Below are 18,920 nucleotides of genomic sequence, written 5' to 3' on the forward strand. Positions count from 1 at the left end.
TGCTACCTGTAAGGATGACTAATTTTAAATTCCTGAAATGTGGTAATATCATTTGTCCGTTAATGTTACTGTAACACGATTGGCAGGGCTGCTGTATGGTACTGAATTCAGGTGAGCTAAAATACCAATTCTAAATATTGTAAATAAGATTATCATGTTATTTTTGAATAAAACTGACTGGTCTGCTTTTAGGATCTGTGCAAGCTTTTTGATCGGTCGCGGTCATCGTAACATCCTATTGGTCGCAGTGCTGATCTACTGTTTTTCGGAGACTGCTCACGCTATGCTGCGCAGCACAGCTGATACTGCCGCTACAGGCTTTGTGGTGCAGACCGCACAGCCCGGTTATCTTTCCCTGGTTAAGGATGGCGTGCCGCTACCCATGCTTGTCGATCCACAGGATCACAGGGGGGTACTGCGTGCTTTCGATAATCTAAAAAAAGATTTTGTGCGGGTCACGGGCAACAGCTCCCATCAAAAAGGGAGCGGTCAGTCCAAAATAATTATCGGCACCTACGGCCGCTCGGCTCTGATCGACAGTCTCGTGCGTAAAGGCCTTCTGGACAGCAAAGAGCTGGCCGGGAAGCGTGAAAAGTTTGTGATGACAGTGGTCAAACAGCCGCTTCAGGGAGTTGAATCGGCTCTGGTCATCGCCGGTAGCGACAAACGTGGCACGATCTACGGAATTTATGAACTTTCGGCCCAGATTGGCGTATCACCCTGGTATTATTGGGCAGATGTACCCGTGCGCAAAGCGTCGCAGCTGTATGTAAAGCCTGGAGTCTACACGCAGGGGGAGCCAAAGGTCAGATACCGCGGCATTTTTCTGAACGATGAAGCGCCGGCATTGAGTGGCTGGTCCAAGGCAACATTCGGCGGATTTAATGCGGATTTCTATGAAAAGGTATTCGAACTGCTACTGCGTCTTAAGGCCAATTACCTTTGGCCAGCGATGTGGGGGAGCGCATTTTATGATGATGACCCTAAAAACGGGGGGCTGGCTGACGAAATGGGTATCGTGATGGGTACTTCGCACCACGAGCCGATGGCGAGGGCACAAGCGGAATGGAAACGCTACGGAAAAGGTGGCAGCTGGGACTATGCTAAAAATAAAGCCGGACTACAGGATTTCTGGCGAGGCGGTATGGATCGAGCGCGAACCTGGGAGTCTATCATTACCATAGCCATGCGCGGTGACGGTGACGAACCCATGAGCGAAAAGGAGAATGTAGGACTACTGGAACAGATTGTCAGGGATCAGCGCCGTCTGATCGCTTCCGTTACAGGCCGACCTGCTGCCGAAACGCCACAGCTCTGGGCCCTTTATAAAGAAGTACAGGACTATTACGATAAAGGTATGCGAGTGCCAGACGATGTGACGCTGCTGCTCTGTGATGACAATTGGGGTAATGTCCGAAAGTTGCCAGAACTGGATGCCAAACCCCGAAAGGGCGGTTATGGGATGTATTACCACTTTGACTATGTGGGTGCCCCCCGCAATGCTAAATGGATCAATGTGTCCCAGATCCAGCGTGTATGGGAACAGATGAATCTAACCTACCGACATGGAGTAGACCGCATCTGGATCGTTAATGTCGGTGACCTCAAGCCGATGGAGTTTCCCATTTCATTTTTTTTAGACATGGCCTGGGATCCAGACAGGTTTAACGCAGGCAACCTTATGGCTTATACGTACGACTGGTGCCGGCAGCAGTTTGGTGAAGCCTATGCGGCGGAAGCCGCCGGAATGATCAACCGTTATGCCAAATACAACCATCGGGTTACACCCGAACTACTGAATGATAAGACGTTTAGCCTGATACATTATAACGAATTGGACAGCGTAGTCAACGACTATAAGACGCTAGCCATGGAAGCCTCGCGTCTCCATTACCTGCTACCGGATTCCTTGAAAGATGCATTCGACCAGCTCGTGGCTTTTCCAATCAATGCTTGCGCCAACTTGTATGAGATGTACCATGCCAAAGCCATGAACGACTACTGTTATGAGCGGAATGATCGCAGGGCAAATGACTGGGCCGACAGGGTAAAGGCCTGCTTTCGGCGTGATTCGCTTTTTACCGAACACTACAACCATAGCATCGCCAAAGGCAAATGGGTACACATGATGGATCAAGTACGCATCGGCTACAGCAGCTGGAATGAACCGGCGAAGGCAATCATGCCCAACGTTCGCTATTTGTCTGAGCCCGTCGCTGCTCCTGCAGCCAAGGTGTTTATGGAGACGGATGGTTACATAGCCATGGAGGCAGCGAGCTATAGCGCAGCAAGCAGTGCTCCCGGGGTGGAGTGGACGGAGATCCCAGATTTGGGAAAGACGGTATCGGCTATGACAACATTACCACCCACGGTCAGCCTGGGAAACAATACTGCCCTAGAGTACAAAATCCGTGTGAAAGAAAAGCGGCAGGCAAAGGTCATCGCATTATTTTCTCCTACGCTCAATTTTAATGGAAACAGAGGATTGCGCTACGCAATTTCCATTGACGGAGGGCCCGAAACGCTGGTCAACTTTAATGGACATTACAAGGGCGAGCTGGGGCAGTGGCAGGCACGCCGCATCATCGAAAGTGTTTCGTTGCACAACTTGCTACCGGGAGACCATACCCTCAAAATCCGCTTTTTGGATCAGGGTATCGTGCTGCAGCGCTTACTCATAGACCTGGGAGGACTGAAACCCTCTTACCTCGGTCCGAGGGAGAGCGCAGCGTTAAACAGCCGCCATTAGCGCGTCGCCAGTACCTAATTTTTATATATAGATGGTTAATACCCCTGCCCCGTGTCTAACAGTAGACATCGGGGCATGAATGGGTGTGGCAACCGAAAATTCGACGATGCGCTTGTGAATAACAATATCAATCAACAGCACGTGTTTGCTTCCTACAATAAAGATGTACGGTAAGATCAGCATTCCACGTGTTGCGGGACTGATCTACCGCAACATTTGTGGATAAACTTGTGGCAGAACAACGCCTGTAGCTAGACCTCAGTAATGGGGACAGCAATAGAGCTTATGTCGGAAATACATAGCACAAAGGCTTTCAACTCTCCTTCAATCGAGCTATGATCAACACTGTAAATGGGTGGAAATAAGAGGTAAGGTTTTAAAAGTCTACGAAACATGTTTTACAGATATTTTCTCCCAAAAATAATCCGCCCAGGAATTAGTGATAATTCTGGGCGGAAAGGATTGATAATGGAGGGATGATATGACTGATTTGTTATTCTAAATTTGTTAAGGGAACAAGCCTGAAGTTCGCCAGGTACATCTGGAAATTCTTTACGGCTTGTGGCGTATGGCCATCTTCGTTGAGATCGTAATTAACATAGCCCACTAAAGACTCGAAGCCATTTGTTTGCAGTGATGTCGAATAGTCTTTTAGCGAACTCATGGCTAGAGTTGGAAAGTCGCTAAATTTGAGTGTGATCGTTTTCCACCCATTGTCAAATTTAAACGGATTTAATTCGACACCGCCCGAAACTAATTTTTTCCATTCCCATGCTGTAATATTATAGAGATAGGCATAATTCACGCCACTTCTATTTTTATTCATTTTAAACGGAATAGCACCTGATATCCATGGTGACGGCATATAGAGTTCAAATTGTATCGCAAGATTTTCAATCGAGGTGGTTCCTTTTATATCGCCATTTTTTTCAATCAATGTGTTGAAAGCTTTATAAGCGTAAAATTTAAAGAAGTTACCGCTTATACCATTGTTTGCTGCTACAGGTATATCTGTTTTTGTAGCTGGGATAGCAATCACGTTTTCTGGATTGTGTTGAAGGCCTGTCAATGCTGCAATATCTGCTGGATTTGAGTAGATTCTGATCCCGTTATTGCCACCAGCAACCATGGCCTCTTCAGTAAAAGTCTTTAGAAAAATTCCATTCTGGAAAAACATATAAGGAGCTGACGAATATCGTTCATTATCGATATCAATTGTAATACGTCCATATTTTTGTCTATCGATGTTTTCTGGAACAATTACTTGTAAGATTGAATCATTGGCCGATCTTATGGTTCCTTTTGTTGAATCAGGAAAGGTGATGACACTAGCCTCTTTCAGATTTTTCCCATAGATCTCAATAACATCTCCAGCATAGGGCATGGTATAGGATATTCCACTGATCGATGGAATTTTATCTGGATCTCGAAAAATGAATCCCTCAAAACTGGTTTGACCTGTTGCGGTAACAAGCTGGATGGTGTTCAAACGTGTTTGGTCCGCGACGTCACTACCTGTCGGTATGGTCTCTGGGACGTTGATGATAATGTCAGTGTCGGTCACGTAAATAGGTATAAAAGGTACCTGCGTTCCGTTAAAATAGACGCGCTGTAGCCCAGTAAAACCATTGCCGTGAATACGTATCCAATTATTAAAAAAAATAGAAGATATCTGGGTGGTTTCTGTATTTCTGCTGTGTGACCAGATACCTGTCACCTGTATGCTGCTGCTAGATGAATCTTTTTTGCATGAAAAAAAACTATAACATATCAGCGCTAAGATAAATATATATGTAATTCTCAAATTTCTCATATCAAATTAGTTAAAGTCATAATTTATGGGAGCTGAGGTCAGTTCAGGATCGGTAGTTACATCTGCAGATGGATAGGGCAAACACCAAATATTGGAGGTTGCACCCACTGCATGCACATAAGATCCTGCTGGCAAGTTATGTACCACGGCCTGGGGTTTGTAACCACTCTGGGCGCGAGGAGAGTTTGTCCAGCCTTTGCCTGTCGGATAGAGTAGAGGATCGTACGTATAAGCCCAAGAGGCATAATTGGTAAAAGGGGTTTCCGCATCGCTATCTTTTAGCTTATTGTTTAGAAAGTTGAGGACCCAGTCCATGTCGTAAAAAGATCTTCTTTTAAGATCAGTCCAGTAGATCGTCTCATAAAAAAACTCCAGCCTTCTTTCCGTAAATAAGTTGTCTCGGGTAATAGTGGTTGCAGGTACGAAGTTCTGGATATTTTTGCTGAACGCTCTTTCCCTCACTTTATTAAAGTAAGCTAGCGCGACTGCATCATTAGTCTGTTGTTGTTTTCCGAGGGAAGCCTCAGCGTACATAAGATAGATTTCGGACATCCGTAACATAGGCGATACTAAACCAGTATTGCCTTGAACGGCTGCACCATCGGTGTCTTTACTACTGCCGACGACGAATTTTTTTAGATTGACTTTCGTTTTACCGCTAGGTACAGTCCAGCTTCCAGCGCTTAAGTGAGTTCCTATATAATTGTAATTCTGTCCAGGAACCGCAACACTTCCTCGCATTCTGGCCACTGCACCATCATCAACAAAAGACTTGAGCATATCATAGGAAACAAATATCGTCCCGCCTCCATTCAAGTTGCCTGTTAACTCCCTATTGTAGGCAAGATCATTCAATGGACTCGTATATCCCCATTCAGTAATACCAGGTATAAATTGAATGCCAAATAGTGTTTCCGAATTATTATTGTTTTGAGTTCGCCACAGTTGTTCAAAATCGGGCAACATGGAATAATACCCGCCTTCAACCACTTGTTGACAGAGTTTCTTTACCTGTTCGAAATAGTTATCTGCCAATCCGCTGTTGCTTCCTGCATTGTTCCGGCTTATATAATCGTTTGAGAAATGGTTGCCCATCGCATAATTTGCTGCCATGAGGTATATCCTTGCCAGCATCCCACGCGCACTATCTTTGGTCACTCGCCCTTTTGTATCGGCATCTTTGAGGTATTCGGATGCAAATATCAGGTCGTTAATGGCGTATTGCACCACATCTTCAAAGCGATGTGGTGGTGTCAAGGGATTTAATGTATGGTTTCGGGGATCGTCTATAATGGGTACATCATGCCATAAGTTGGCAAGGTACCAGTAAGCAGCTGCACGCATAAAACGCGCTTCAGCTTCACATGCTTTTGCCTCCGATTCGTTTACACCATTCTCTATCGCTGTCTTCACATAATCATTGATGATGTAATCAGCTTGGGTAATCACAAGGTATAAAGATGCCCAGGAGTTTGCGATATTATTGTAGTTGGCAACTTCAGAGAATAGGGCTGTTGTTATCAATTCACCTGTCACCCCGTCAACATATAAATTACCAGCTCTGGCTTCTGTAATTTCTCGTACTGATGTGTTGGTGGTATACCATGGTCGACAGTATAGAAATGCTGTTGCGCCACGTAAATCTGCTATGTTTTTAAATGATTGTGTTGCCTGCTTCTGTGTTTCTGATGTTACATCAAGGTATTTTTCGCAACTGGAAAAGCCTAATAGAGCAGCGCAGGCTAATGGAATATAATAAAATGCTTTTTTCATGATCAAATCGTTAAAAAGTGATGTCTAAACCTAATGTATATGTACGTGGTGAAGGGACAAAACCGCCGTCAACGCCGTAGCGAAGCATACTTTGACCCGAACTGGAGCCCACCTCCGGTGTATATCCTTTATACTTTGTGAAGATGAACACATTTTGTAGATTAGAATACACACGGATATTATTGATATTATACCTAGACAGGAATTTGGTCGGAAACCGATAACCAAGTGCAATATTCTGTACTCTCAGGAATGTGCCATCTTCTACAAAGCGGTCACTAAATATGCTATTTTGGGCATCTCTGACGGATATGCGTCCCAATTCTGGATCTGAGCCTGGTAACACGTAAGCATTCCATACGTTCGTGTTTTCTGCATTACCGTCGTGATAACCGATTTTTGCATAATTGGCAACATCTTTTCGGACGTTGCTATAAGTTCTGGGGTTATCCAACGAAGTCCTTAAAATATTAAAGATTTTATGTCCGAAGGAACCATTCAAAAATACGGTGAGATCAAAGTTTTTATAATTGAATGTATTGTTAAACCCAAAGGTGAATTTGGGCAGCGGGCTTCCAATCAATGTCATATCGGCGTCGTTGATGATGCCGTCCTGATTCAGATCTGCATACAGGATATCACCCACATAGGTAGAAGTTGCCAGTCCTTCATTATTGACAATATCACCGATTCTATTTTTAAAAGTCGCAGTGATCACAGTGCTAGTTCCGTCACCATTGTCTTTCAGATAGTCGCCAGCAGTGTTGATGCGGCCAACCTGTTTGTATCCGTAAAATTGCGAAATAGGCTGGCCCTGCATGGTCTGTGTGATGATGTTGGTTCCATTGGAATAATCAATCTGCTGGATTGTCGCTGTAGTGGTATTCATCCGGGTCACCTTATTTCGATTAAGGGTAAATACCAGTCCACTTCGCCAATTGAAATCTGGTTTTTTGATGTTATGTGTATTGAGGGAAAACTCAATTCCTTTGTTTTGTATAGCACCAATATTATAATAAGGAGGAGCAGCAGAACCAGGAGTATTGCCACGGGTACCAGTAAATGAGGGTAACGACAAACGAAGCAGTAGATCATCTGTGATTTTGTTGTAAGCATCAAAAACCAGTTCGACACGTCGTTTTAAAAAACTCAGGTCAAAACCTACATTCCAGGATCTTGTTGTCTCCCATGTGATATTTTCGTTCGGAATATTTGAAGTTGAATAACCGACACCCCAATTGTTGGTGAGGGTATTAGCCAAAATGGCCTGATAAGCAAAAGCGTCTACATTGGCATTTCCTACAGCGCCATAGCTTACTCTAAATTTGAGATCATCAATGGTGTTTTTCAAAGGAGAGAAAAATCTTTCCTGAGATACTCGCCATGCGAGCGCTGCCGAAGGAAAATTTCCCCATCTATGACCTCTTGCGAAATTGTGCGATCCATCTCGCCGAAATGTGGCTGTAAAAAGGTATCGGTCATCATAATTATAGGTACCTCGCGCCAGGAAAGAAACCCGTTTAGTTTCATTGGAATTCCCCGCATTCGAATCATACTCTGCGTCCCCAGCGTCGAGACCAGGGAGCTCGCTTGAGCCATATTGGCGCTCACCCATTAAAAATTCATATCGGGTGGCAATGACTTCATGCCCGAGCATTAATGTTGTTTTGTGCTTTTTACCGAAATCTTTGTTGAAATTAAAAAGGTTTTTGAGTGACCAGAAGGTATTGAAGGATTTCTCATGCCTGGTTTCGGCGTTGGATTTGATCGAAGCGCCAAAAGCATAAGCCGGTAAAAACTGCTGATAGTTATTTGTATTGCCTTCGCCAGTAAGCTCGGATCTAAAATTCATCCATGTCGTGGGTTTAAATTCCAGATAAAAATTTCCTCTTCCTCCAAATTGAGTACGATTACGTTGGTTGAGCTGTGCAATTGCCAAAGGGTTTGAAAATCCCAGATTATTGGCATCGTATTCGGAAGAAGGTCCTCCAAATGTGCCATCGGCGTTGCGAACAGGGATGGATGGTGTTTGAAGCAGGGAGCTTCCTACAACACTCCATGATGAAACTGCCGTAGCTTGCTTGGTGTAATTTCCATTGAGTACAGCTCCCATTTTTAACCAAGGACGTAATTCGGTTTCCTGATTCAACCGGAAAGTGAATCGCTTAAAACCTGACCCGTAGATCATTCCATCTTGATTGAGATAACCAGCCGAAACTGCATAATTGGAGATCGTGTTTCCGCCTCTTACAGCGATATCATAAGTTTGTAGATTCCCCACTCGATAGAGTTCGTCTTGCCAATTTGTTCCCTCGCCTAAGTACTCTGGGTGAGCAAAGTCTGTACGATGGCCATAGCCGAGCACATCGGAGAAAGCATTGTGGTGTACAGCATACTCCCTTAGGTTCATCATTTTTATCTTTTTTGGGAGCTCTTCCAAACCATATTTTGTATTGAAATTGATAATGGGACGAGCATTTTTTCCCTTTTTCATGGTGATAATAATGACACCATTTGCGCCCTGGGCCCCATAAATCGCCGAAGCAGATGCATCTTTAAGCACCTCGATACTCTCGATATCATTTGGGTTTATCCCTGCAAGTGCATTCACGTCGTTATTACCTGTCTGTCCGCTCATAATGACTCCATCGACGACGTAAATAGGTTCATTCGTACTGTTGATCGAGTTTATACCCCGGATTTGAATAGAGCTTCCTCCACCCGGAAGACCTGAGTTGGATGACATTTGCAAACCTGCTATTCGCCCCTGAAAGACCTGATCTATCGTCGTGGGTACCGATTGCTGTATACTCTCTGAGCTGATGGACGAAACAGCACCAGTAAGATCACTTTTTTTCATGGTACCATAACCCACGTTGACGACGACTTCGTCAATTTTCCTCGTGTCCTCTTGTAGAATAATGTCGATCGTCTTACGATTTGAAATCGCTACAGTGATGGATTGATAACCTACACTCGAAAAGCTCAGATTTGCATTTTTTTGTGCTCTTATTGTATAAAATCCATCTTTGTTCGTCTTGGTTACCGTACTGGAATTTTCGATTCCTACTGTGACGCCGATTAATGGCTCGCCTAATGTATTTTTAACGGAGCCCTCTATCTGTGTACTTTGTCCAAATGCATACACACAAGTAGACAGAAAGAGAATGATTAATAGTTGAATTCTCATAATTTAAATAGGTTAGCTTGTTGTTCAGATTTTTCTTTCTGAAAAGAATCTTGTCTTCGATCTAGTTTCTAAACCAAATTATTACTGGTATAAGAAACGACGTTAATTTGTGATGCACCATATTGCAATCGATTGTCAACAGCTGTCAAAAATCGGAATGGTACAGTTCGTCGGAGCATAGGAATTAATATTCCCGCATTTGGATTTTTCATAACTTTATTAGAATTTATAATTGGTTTTAGGACTATTACTTTGACATGTGTCGAGTGCTACAGCCCTTATGATTATAAATGTCGTAATAACATTTTAAAACTGAAATATCTCCTTGTTTCATAAACATTGTTTTTTGTTACATCGCTTTTAACTCACTGTTACACAGGTGTAAAATGTGGTTGGAAATTCCACTTTATAATTTTCGGTGATATGTCCAATCTTGTCTAAGATACCAACAGCGGTAGTAGCATGTCGATTTCAAATCGGTCTTTTAGTAGTTAGTTCAGTGTTAATTAATTTTTTACAGATGTCGGCAGCGGACTCGCTAGCAGAGACGGGAAGGCGCCGAAGCACTTTGCCATAGCCAGGGTAGGGTCAGTATTTTATCGGGTCAAAATACCGCGCATTAAAGGGAATAACATGAAGCATTTTTTAATACCCGTTTCTGATAATTTAAACTATGTACCCAATAGGAGACCATTCTTTGGCTATCGTTCAGTTACAAAGGAGTTTCGAAGTCATTTCAAAATGATTCATTTCATATCTTAAAATATGACTTTTATCAGCTATTTAATATATTCAGACATTTTCCAAGGATATTAATTTTTTTAAATATTTATTTTTGGTTTTGCTTCTGTTGAAAATTATTGAGAAAAGCATTAATAAATAAATTAATTTTTGATCAGTATAAACCTGTATTACCGTAAATAACTTAAACACTGAATATGCTACATAGAATAAAAAAAGGAATGCTCATCTTATTATTGTTGTTTATGACGCAAATTGTCCATTCTCAATGGAAATTCCAGCACACGGCGTACTTTTTTATAAACTAAGCCGAATACAGTAGTTCTAACCTAATTGAGCTTATAAAGTATAATAAAATATAAATCTAAAAATATCATTAAAACCAATTGACCAAATAAATGATGCGCTATTTACTCATATTGATTCTGACAGCAACTTTAACAAGGCTATTTGCTCAAAATCCAATTATACAGACTACCTACACCGCCGACCCGGCACCAATGGTTTACAACGATCGACTTTATGTCTATACGACACATGATGAAGATAAATCCACGTGGTTCAATATGAACAATTGGCGCGCTTATTCGACCAATGATATGCTGAACTGGACCGATCATGGTAAAATACTTTCATACACCGATTTTGAATGGGCCAAAGGAGATGCTTGGGCCGCACAATGTGTGGAGAAAAATGGTAAGTTTTACCTTTATGTTCCGGTTATCTCCAAGCTGAACAATCGTGGTGCGATAGGAGTCGCAGTTGGTGATAGTCCTTTGGGACCATTTTATGATCCATTGGGTAAGCCACTCGTGCAAAGTGAATGGGGAGATATTGACCCTACCATTTTTATTGATGAGGACGGGACAGCCCATATGTATTGGGGTAATCCAAAATTGAAGTATGTGCAATTAAACGAAGACATGATATCTTACACAGGACAGATTATTGAGGTACCAATGACAGAGGAAGCGTTTGGAAAAAGAAATGACAATCCGGAACGCCCGACCAAATATGAAGAAGGCCCGTGGTTGTATAAGCGTAAAGAGTTGTATTATTTGTTTTGGCCAGGCGGGCCGCTTCCCGAGTTTATTGGTTATTCCACCAGTAAAAGCGTAAAAGGTCCATGGAAATACGGCGGTATTGTTATGCCTGCAGAAGGTGGATCATTTACTAACCATCCCGGTGTTATTGACTTTCGCGGTAAGACGTATTTCTTTTATCATAATGCGGGCCTCCCGGGTGGAACTGGATTTACGCGTTCGGTATGTGTACAAGAATTAACATTTAATACCGATGGAACTATTCCACAGGTTTCAATGAATGAAGGGATAAAAAAGGCTATCGCAACATTAAATCCGTATGAGTTGACTCAAGCAGAAACCATTGCGTGGTCAAAAGAGGTAAAATCTTATCAAAACAATAAAGTAGGCGTATTTGTAAAAGCCAAAAAAAGTGGAGCTTTTACTGCTGTTAAAAATGTTGATTTTGGTCATGAAGGAGCGGCATCCTTTTTTGCACGGGTAGGAACGACTCATAACAGCGGTGTCGAAATGCAGATTCGATTAGGATCAGAAAATGGTCAGGTTGTGGGTTCTGTTAAAATTCCATTGACTGGAGGCGATGATCGTTGGGCAGCAGTTGACATCTCCTTAGAGAAAAAATTAAAGGGAATACATGATCTTTATTTTGTTTTTCTGGGTAAAGCTCCAGAAGATATCATGTTTTTTGATTGCTGGAAATTTGAGAAATGATGGTGATTTTTATCAATCATTTTTAATGCGGCACTTTTTCTTGAAAAAAAGGCTGTTGAAGAGGATTTGTATAAGTATGTAACATTAGAATCCCTAACATCTTTAAACAGAAAAAGGTCGAACCCATCCCAACACTTCTGTTCTCATCCCATTGGATACAAAAAAAGCTTCACACTCTGTGAAGCTTTTTTTTGTGATCCCGCTGGGATTCGAACCCAGGACCCATACATTAAAAGTGTATTGCTCTACCAGCTGAGCTACGGAATCCTTTCTTTTTGGAAATAAATCCGTTTCTGAAAGTGATGCAAAGGTAGAAAAAATAGTGATATGTGCCAATTTTTTAAACAATTTATCTTAGATTATTTTGTTACTGTTTGGTAATGAAATAATTAATTTTTTATTGCCCTATTTTTTCGCATGTATCATTCTTGGGTTTTGTTGCATATCATGATATAATTCTACCATTTTAAACCCTTTTTTACGAAGCATATCAACTGTTTCATCCCCATAATATTGATTAATTTCAAAATATAGATCCCCATTGGCCGTTAAATGTTTCAACGCGAATGAAGCGATTGTCTCATAAAATAGTAAGGGGGCAGTTTCTTCCACAAAAAGTGCAAGATGTGGTTCAAATTGCAATACGTTGGGATGCATTTCCTCTTTTTCTTTAGGTGTGATATAGGGAGGGTTGCTAACAATGATATCATATTGTTGCGATTGAAAAATATATTCCCACTCTAAAATATCAGCATTGACAAAGTTAATAGGGGTATCCAATCGCTGTGCATTGCGTTTAGCTGTTGCTATTGCTTCTTTAGAAATATCTAATGCGGAAATTTGAGCTTCTTGTAGATGTCTTTTCAGTGAGATCGGAATGCAGCCCGATCCAGTGCCGATGTCGATAATGCGCAATGGCACCTGATCTTTGTGATTGCGGATAATCATATCGACCAGTTCCTCTGTTTCTGATCGAGGAATCAATACAAAAGGATTGACTTCAAAAACTTCACCATAGAAATCGGCTTTTTTCAAGATGTGCTGTATGGGTTTCTGCTTCACTAGGTCATGTAGAATATGTGACATACGTAAGCTTTGATCTGCTGACAATACGAGATCTTTATTTAAACTGTACTGCATTCTGGAAAGTCCTAAAACATCTTCAATAACGATATAGAAGATGTTTTTAATTTCTTCTGCGTCATAAAATGTAGCGAGATCTTTTTGGAACAAGCTGTCGTAGGTTTGTAAATTTTCCATTCCTCAAACTTAGATAAATTTGTTTTATTTACCATAATAATTGCAATAGATGGCAAACAATTATTCCTTCAAGTCTTTTTATAGAGCACTCAAGTTGTTGTACAATGAGCGTTATTTGGTATCTGTATGGACAATTATATGATCGTTAAAAATTCGCTATAAATCTTGTGTTTTCTGTTCTAGTATTGTTTTGATACTTTTGTGTATGAATATGCAAGAAAGCTACATGCGCAGGTGCTTAGAATTGGCCATTTTGGGAGCAGGTACTACAAGTCCCAATCCAATGGTAGGTGCGGTTATTGTCTGTGAAGATCAAATAATTGGAGAAGGCTACACCTCACCTTATGGTGGAGCGCATGCAGAAGTAAATGCTATTCAGCAGGTATTGGACCATTATGGAGATGATGCAGCAGCAAAATTAAGACAGTCAATTTTCTATGTCAGTTTAGAACCTTGTGCACACTTTGGTAAGACGCCTCCGTGTGCAGATCTCATTGCAAAATATAAACCGCAAAAAGTTTATATCGCCTGTTTGGACCCGTTTGCTCAAGTAGATGGAAAAGGTGTGGAAATTTTGAAAAATGCAGGTGTGGAGGTCGAAGTAGGGCTTTTGAAACAAGAAGCGCTATGGTTAAATCGCAGGTTTTTTACACGCGTTCAAAAACATCGTCCCTACGTCATTCTCAAGTGGGCAGAAAGTGCTGATGGCTACTTAGGAAAAGAAGGTGAGCAAGTGTGGATTAGCAATGCAGCGAGTAAGCAATTGGTTCATAAATGGCGAGCAGAGGAAGATGCAATTTTAGTTGGGACCAAAACCGCATTAGTCGATAATCCAACTTTGACTGTGCGCGAATGGCAAGGGAAAAATCCGAAACGGATATTGATCGATAAATTACTGACTGTACCAAAAGAAGCTGCGATTTTTAACGATGAAGCTGAAACCATCATCTTCAATGCCGTTAAAACGGAGTGGTCTGGTCATAATAAATATATTGAATTGGAAAATTTTGACTGGTATTTACCACAAAATATTTTATATCAATTGTACCTGATGGACGTTCAATCGATCATCATAGAGGGTGGGGCGAAGACATTAGCTTTATTTATTGAAGCAAATCTTTGGGATGAAGCCCGAGTAATTAAAAGTACCAAAAACTTAGGAGAAGGAATCAAGGCACCTCACCTGCATGGAATATTAAAAGAAAGTGTACAAATTTCAGATGACGAATTGAAAATATTACTTAATATGTAAATTCAGATTATTTGATTATCTTTAGGTTATGACTATTCCTGAAGATCTTTTGCAATTCATATGGAAGTTGCGTCTTTTTCAGACAGACCAATTAAAAACCGTTCATGGTGATCCTATTCATGTTGTACAGGTGGGGGAGCAGAATAACAATGCTGGCCCTGATTTTTTATTTTCAAAAATCCGAATCGGAACAGTCGAGTGGACTGGAAGTGTCGAGATTCATATGCGGGCATCAGATTGGTTTTCACATGGACATCATCGTGATCCTCAATATCACAATGTGATTTTACATGTCGTGTGGGACGATGATCAAGACGTATATTATAAAGATGGCTCGCTGATACCAACATTTAAATTGGCAAACTATGTTTCAGAAAAATTGCTGGACCAATATCAACGTCTGATGGAAGGGCAGCGGTGGATTCCCTGCGAAAATCAACTTCATCAATTGGATGCTTTCAAAATCGAACATTGGATAGATCGTATGGCGATCGAAAGGATGGAAGAGAAGTCCCAGGCGATTTTGGTTCTATTGGAACAATTTGACGGGGATTGGGAAAAGACTTTTATTGTTTGGCTGTTCAGAAGTTTTGGATTTAAAGTTAATGCAAAAGCATTTGAAGCATTGGGTGAACAAGTTTCTACTTTATTAGTGCAGAAATATAGACGTGATGCCCTTAAAATAGAAGCCATGATCTTTGGGCAAGCGGGTTTGTTAAATACAAATTTTAATGAAGAATATCCCCTAAAGCTACAACAGGAATACAATTATCTAAGAAATGCACATGATTTAAAAGAAACTCATTTTCCTTTGTTGTTTTCAAGGATGCGACCGCATAACTTTCCTACTATACGTTTAGCGCAATTGGCCAATTTATTGCAACATGATCGCATGCATCTCCAAGAAATTCTAAAGATTGAAAAACTGAATGATTTTAGAGTGCTAATGGATCAGATTCAAGTGGCGACGTACTGGAAAACTCATTTTAATTTTGGAAAACAATCTTCTTTGATCAGCAATCATCGACTCAGTACAGTAAGTCAAAATATAGTGATCATAAATGCTTTCATCGTATTTACCTTTTCCTATGGAACATATATGGGACTCGAAGAGTTCAAAGAGAAAGCAATGTATTGGTTAGAAGAATTGCCTGCTGAGAACAATAATATCATCGATAAATTTGAACAAATGGGCGTATCATGTTTACATGCAGCACACTCTCAAGGATTGCTGCATATTAAAAATAGATATTGCGATTTCAAGCAATGCTTAAGTTGCGGTATAGGTCTGGAACTGTTGAAAAGATAGTCTAAATTTCCTTCAGTATTTCTGCAATATCACCGTAACCTTTTGATGCGGCTAAATCTGAAGCAGTTTTATTATTCATATTTTTTAATTCGATGCGCGCGCCATTTTCCAGAAGTAATACAATTAATTCAATATTTCCCTGTTGGGCGGCCAGATGTAGTGCAGTCTGACCATTGCTCGGTATACTGTTGACATCGGCACCAGCTTCTATAAGCAATTTACTGATGGCATTATTTTTATTTAAAAGGGCGATCTGTAAAGGATACAAACTTTCTTCATTTTGTGTAGGAATGTCTGGATCGGCTTTGTGTGTCAGTAAAATTCGGACAGCCTCTTCTTTATTAAAATGTGTTGCTAAGGCAAGTGCAGAATAACCATGTGTTGAAATTTCATTCACAACCGTAGGCAATTGCTTAATCATAGCCTCTATGTAATTGTTTAAGCCCGCAGCAACTGCTTCATGAATATTTAAACCTTGGTTATGTTGCAGCAGCACGCGTATGATTTGAGGTTTATGAAAATAACAGGCTAATAATAATGGCGAAATCCCATGACTGGTCTCTTCTAAGATTAAATCGGGATTATTGGTTAATAGTAAATCCAAATCCCTACTATTTCCAGATTCGATGTATTGTTCTAATATACTTAAGCTCATTTTTTCGTATTATACGGTCTTATCGGACTCTAAAATAGAAAAAATATATGATGGAAATCTGGATTTTAAAAAAAATATCAAGATTAATTTAAGCGTCAATCGCTGTGATCGAGCAATTATTTGCGCTCGATCGTGGACTTTTTTAACCTTCTTATTTTCAAAATGTAGCCTTTAAGCCTCATCTGTGGAGACGTAGCTACAGTACGCCCCTTTTTTAATAAAATTCTTTTGAAATATTCACACGAATGGTATATTTGTATATGCTCATCCCAAGAGCAGGTTTTTCATAGGTAGATGTAGGGTCGAATATTCCTTATTCGACCCTTTTTTATAGCTTTGTTTTTTAAAAGGAAATTATGTCTAGAAAAATTGTAGTGGCGATAACAGGAGCAAGCGGTTCCATATATGCTAAAGTTCTGCTCAATCGGCTGGTGGAATTAAAAGATCAGATCAGTGAAGTCGGAGTAGTCATGTCCGATAATGCGAAGGTGGTATGGCAAGAAGAATTGCAAAATCAAGATTATAATCAAATACCATTTAAATTTTACAGCAAAAATGATTTTTTTGCACCTTTTGCATCCGGTTCAGCACGTTTCGATACCATGATCATCTGTCCGTGTTCTATGGGCACATTAGCGCGTATTGCGCATGGTATTTCTTCCGATCTGACCACACGTGCAGCAGATGTGATATTGAAAGAAAGGCGAAAATTAATATTAGTGACACGCGAAACACCTCTAAGTCAAATTCATATTCAAAATATGAAAATTATTACAGAAGCTGGTGGCGTTATTTGTCCTGCATCACCTTCATTTTACAGCATGCCAAAGACTTTTGATGACTTAGCAGCTACAGTGGTTGATCGCGTACTGAGTTTAGCAGGTTTTGATTTTAATCATTATCAATGGGGAACAGAATAAGGAAGCGTGGTACGAATATTTTCTAAAATTCAATGCAAAATCGATACTATTTTGTAACTTTGTTCTTTGAAATGAAGCAGTCTAAAGCGACACGTATTAAAAATCATCCTTCCTCTAATTTTCAAAGAGAAAACTTTCTATTTTTATTGAATTCCATTACAGAAAAGATGTTGTTATGCTTTAAAACTTCGAGTACTTACTATTCAAATCCAATAAATTTCAATTTCTTAAACATATGAAAAGCGTATTAATTACTTCTGTAAAAGTGGTTTTGCCAGGAAATGAATTTGATCAACAGGTGGTTGATGTGTTCATTGAAAAGGGAAAGATTTCTAAAATTGCAAAATCGATTGAAGTCGCTGATAAAAATATAGAAATATTTGACGGTACAGGAAATGTACTTTCGGTCGGTTTTTTTGACCTAAATGCCAACTTTGGTGAACCGGGATTAGAAACAAAAGAAGATATCACTTCTGGATCAGCTGCAGCTGCAGCAGGAGGGTTTACGGCAGTTGCTGTCATGCCCAATACTGAACCAGCTATCCAGAGCCGCGCTGAGGTTGCTTTAATTGTGAATATTGCAAAGGGTAATTTGGTGGATGTGCTGCCCATTGGAGCTGTGAGTAAAAATCGCGACGGACATGAAATGGCCGAACTGTATGATATGAAACAGACTGGTGCTATTGCATTCAGTGATGGTAATAGAAGTATGCAGCAAGCAGGATTAATGAGCCGAGCATTATTATATGCAAGAGGATTTGGAGGATTGATCATCGCCCATGCCGAAGATGCATCGATGGCAGGTGGCAATAAGATGAATGAAGGCGTCATGAGTACATATTTAGGTATGAAAGGCATCCCTAATCTTGCCGAATCATTAATGGTTTCGAGAGATTTATACCTTGCCGAATATGCCGAAGCACCCATTCACTTCACTTCAATCAGTACAGCGGAGGCAGTGGATTTAATTAAAAAGGCAAAAGGAAAAGGTATTCAAGTGACGTGCGATGTCGCTGCTCATCAGCTTGTATTTACGGATGATGAAATCGTTGATTTTGACAGTAATTATAAAGTAAGCCCGCCATTGCGCACCAAAGCAGATGCTAAAGCGTTAATAAAGGGATTAAAGGATGGTGTCATTGACGCTGTTGTGTCGCAACATACTCCACATGAAATTGAATTTAAAAATGTTGAATTTCATATCGCCAAAAATGGTATCATAGGATTGCAGACCGTTTTGCCGCTGTTGATCAAAGCTGGATTAAATGAGCAACAGATAGTTGAAAAATTAGCTGTAAATTCACGTCAGATCGTGGGCTTGACTGTGCCACAGATCAAAGAAGGCGAAGCTGCAAATCTAGTATTATTTAATATGAATGAAAGTTGGGTTTTTGATCAACAATCAAATAAGTCCAAATCAAGAAATAGTCCTTTATTCGGAAAAGAGTTAAAAGGAAAAGTTAAATTAGTGATCAATAATGGTCAAATCATAAAAAATGCTTAA

12 protein-coding genes and 1 tRNA gene are annotated in these 18,920 nt (G+C 40.5%); 6 read left to right on the forward strand and 7 right to left on the reverse strand.

From position 1 onward, the window contains the following. Positions 1-154: 154 nt before the first annotated feature. Positions 155-2,749 (forward strand): glycosyl hydrolase 115 family protein, encoded by a 2,595-nt coding sequence (locus B3P23_RS08425; protein ID WP_293925361.1) that lies wholly within the window; start codon positions 155-157, stop codon positions 2,747-2,749. Between the two features lie 493 nt (positions 2,750-3,242). Here the strand turns inward: B3P23_RS08425 and B3P23_RS08430 are convergent, their stop codons facing one another. From B3P23_RS08430 to B3P23_RS08445, 4 genes are all read right to left on the reverse strand, one after another. Further along, a complete protein-coding gene (locus tag B3P23_RS08430; protein WP_293925362.1) occupies positions 3,243-4,562 on the reverse strand; it encodes a glycan-binding surface protein in 1,320 nt (439 codons plus the stop codon). Positions 4,563-4,568: 6 nt separating this feature from the next. Then, the gene (locus tag B3P23_RS08435; RefSeq protein ID WP_293925363.1) at positions 4,569-6,335 is read right to left on the reverse strand and encodes a RagB/SusD family nutrient uptake outer membrane protein; all 1,767 of its coding nucleotides are present in this window, start codon (positions 6,333-6,335) and stop codon (positions 4,569-4,571) included. A 10-nt stretch (positions 6,336-6,345) separates the two neighbouring features. Then, positions 6,346-9,525, reverse strand: a complete 3,180-nt coding sequence (locus B3P23_RS08440; RefSeq protein WP_293925364.1) for a SusC/RagA family TonB-linked outer membrane protein — start codon at positions 9,523-9,525, stop codon at positions 6,346-6,348. Positions 9,526-9,593: 68 nt separating this feature from the next. Then, positions 9,594-9,737, reverse strand: a complete 144-nt coding sequence (locus B3P23_RS08445; RefSeq protein ID WP_293925365.1) for a hypothetical protein — start codon at positions 9,735-9,737, stop codon at positions 9,594-9,596. 927 nt (positions 9,738-10,664) lie between these two features. Here B3P23_RS08445 and B3P23_RS08450 point away from each other — a divergent pair. Next, positions 10,665-12,020: a glycoside hydrolase family 43 protein gene (locus B3P23_RS08450; RefSeq protein WP_293925366.1), complete on the forward strand. Its 1,356-nt coding sequence runs from the start codon at positions 10,665-10,667 to the stop codon at positions 12,018-12,020. Positions 12,021-12,214: 194 nt separating this feature from the next. On the opposite strand, the gene B3P23_RS08455 is transcribed toward B3P23_RS08450, so the two are convergent. Both B3P23_RS08455 and prmC read right to left on the reverse strand, forming a co-directional pair. Next, positions 12,215-12,287 (reverse strand) — tRNA-Lys (locus B3P23_RS08455). A 138-nt stretch (positions 12,288-12,425) separates the two neighbouring features. After that, positions 12,426-13,280 (reverse strand): peptide chain release factor N(5)-glutamine methyltransferase, encoded by an 855-nt coding sequence (prmC, locus tag B3P23_RS08460; protein WP_293925367.1) that lies wholly within the window; start codon positions 13,278-13,280, stop codon positions 12,426-12,428. A 205-nt stretch (positions 13,281-13,485) separates the two neighbouring features. On the opposite strand from prmC, the gene ribD reads away from it, so the two are divergent. Both ribD and B3P23_RS08470 read left to right on the forward strand, forming a co-directional pair. Then, complete coding sequence (gene ribD / locus B3P23_RS08465; RefSeq protein WP_045752945.1) at positions 13,486-14,532, forward strand: bifunctional diaminohydroxyphosphoribosylaminopyrimidine deaminase/5-amino-6-(5-phosphoribosylamino)uracil reductase RibD; 1,047 nt, start codon at positions 13,486-13,488, stop codon at positions 14,530-14,532. Positions 14,533-14,560: 28 nt separating this feature from the next. Next, a complete protein-coding gene (locus B3P23_RS08470) occupies positions 14,561-15,841 on the forward strand; it encodes a DUF2851 family protein (RefSeq protein WP_293925368.1) in 1,281 nt (426 codons plus the stop codon). A gap of 1 nt (position 15,842) precedes the next feature. Here B3P23_RS08470 and B3P23_RS08475 read toward each other — a convergent pair whose 3' ends face one another. After that, positions 15,843-16,496 carry an ankyrin repeat domain-containing protein gene (locus tag B3P23_RS08475; protein WP_248754314.1) on the reverse strand — a complete coding sequence of 218 codons (654 nt, stop codon included), beginning with the start codon at positions 16,494-16,496 and terminating at the stop codon, positions 15,843-15,845. Positions 16,497-16,852: 356 nt separating this feature from the next. Here B3P23_RS08475 and B3P23_RS08480 point away from each other — a divergent pair, with 356 nt between their 5' ends. Then, positions 16,853-17,416 carry a UbiX family flavin prenyltransferase gene (locus B3P23_RS08480; protein ID WP_248754313.1) on the forward strand — a complete coding sequence of 188 codons (564 nt, stop codon included), beginning with the start codon at positions 16,853-16,855 and terminating at the stop codon, positions 17,414-17,416. A gap of 235 nt (positions 17,417-17,651) precedes the next feature. Continuing rightward, positions 17,652-18,920, forward strand: a complete 1,269-nt coding sequence (locus B3P23_RS08485; RefSeq protein WP_045752941.1) for a dihydroorotase — start codon at positions 17,652-17,654, stop codon at positions 18,918-18,920.

The sequence above is a fragment of the Sphingobacterium sp. UBA6320 genome (assembly GCF_002440335.1).
Lineage (GTDB): Bacteria > Bacteroidota > Bacteroidia > Sphingobacteriales > Sphingobacteriaceae > Sphingobacterium.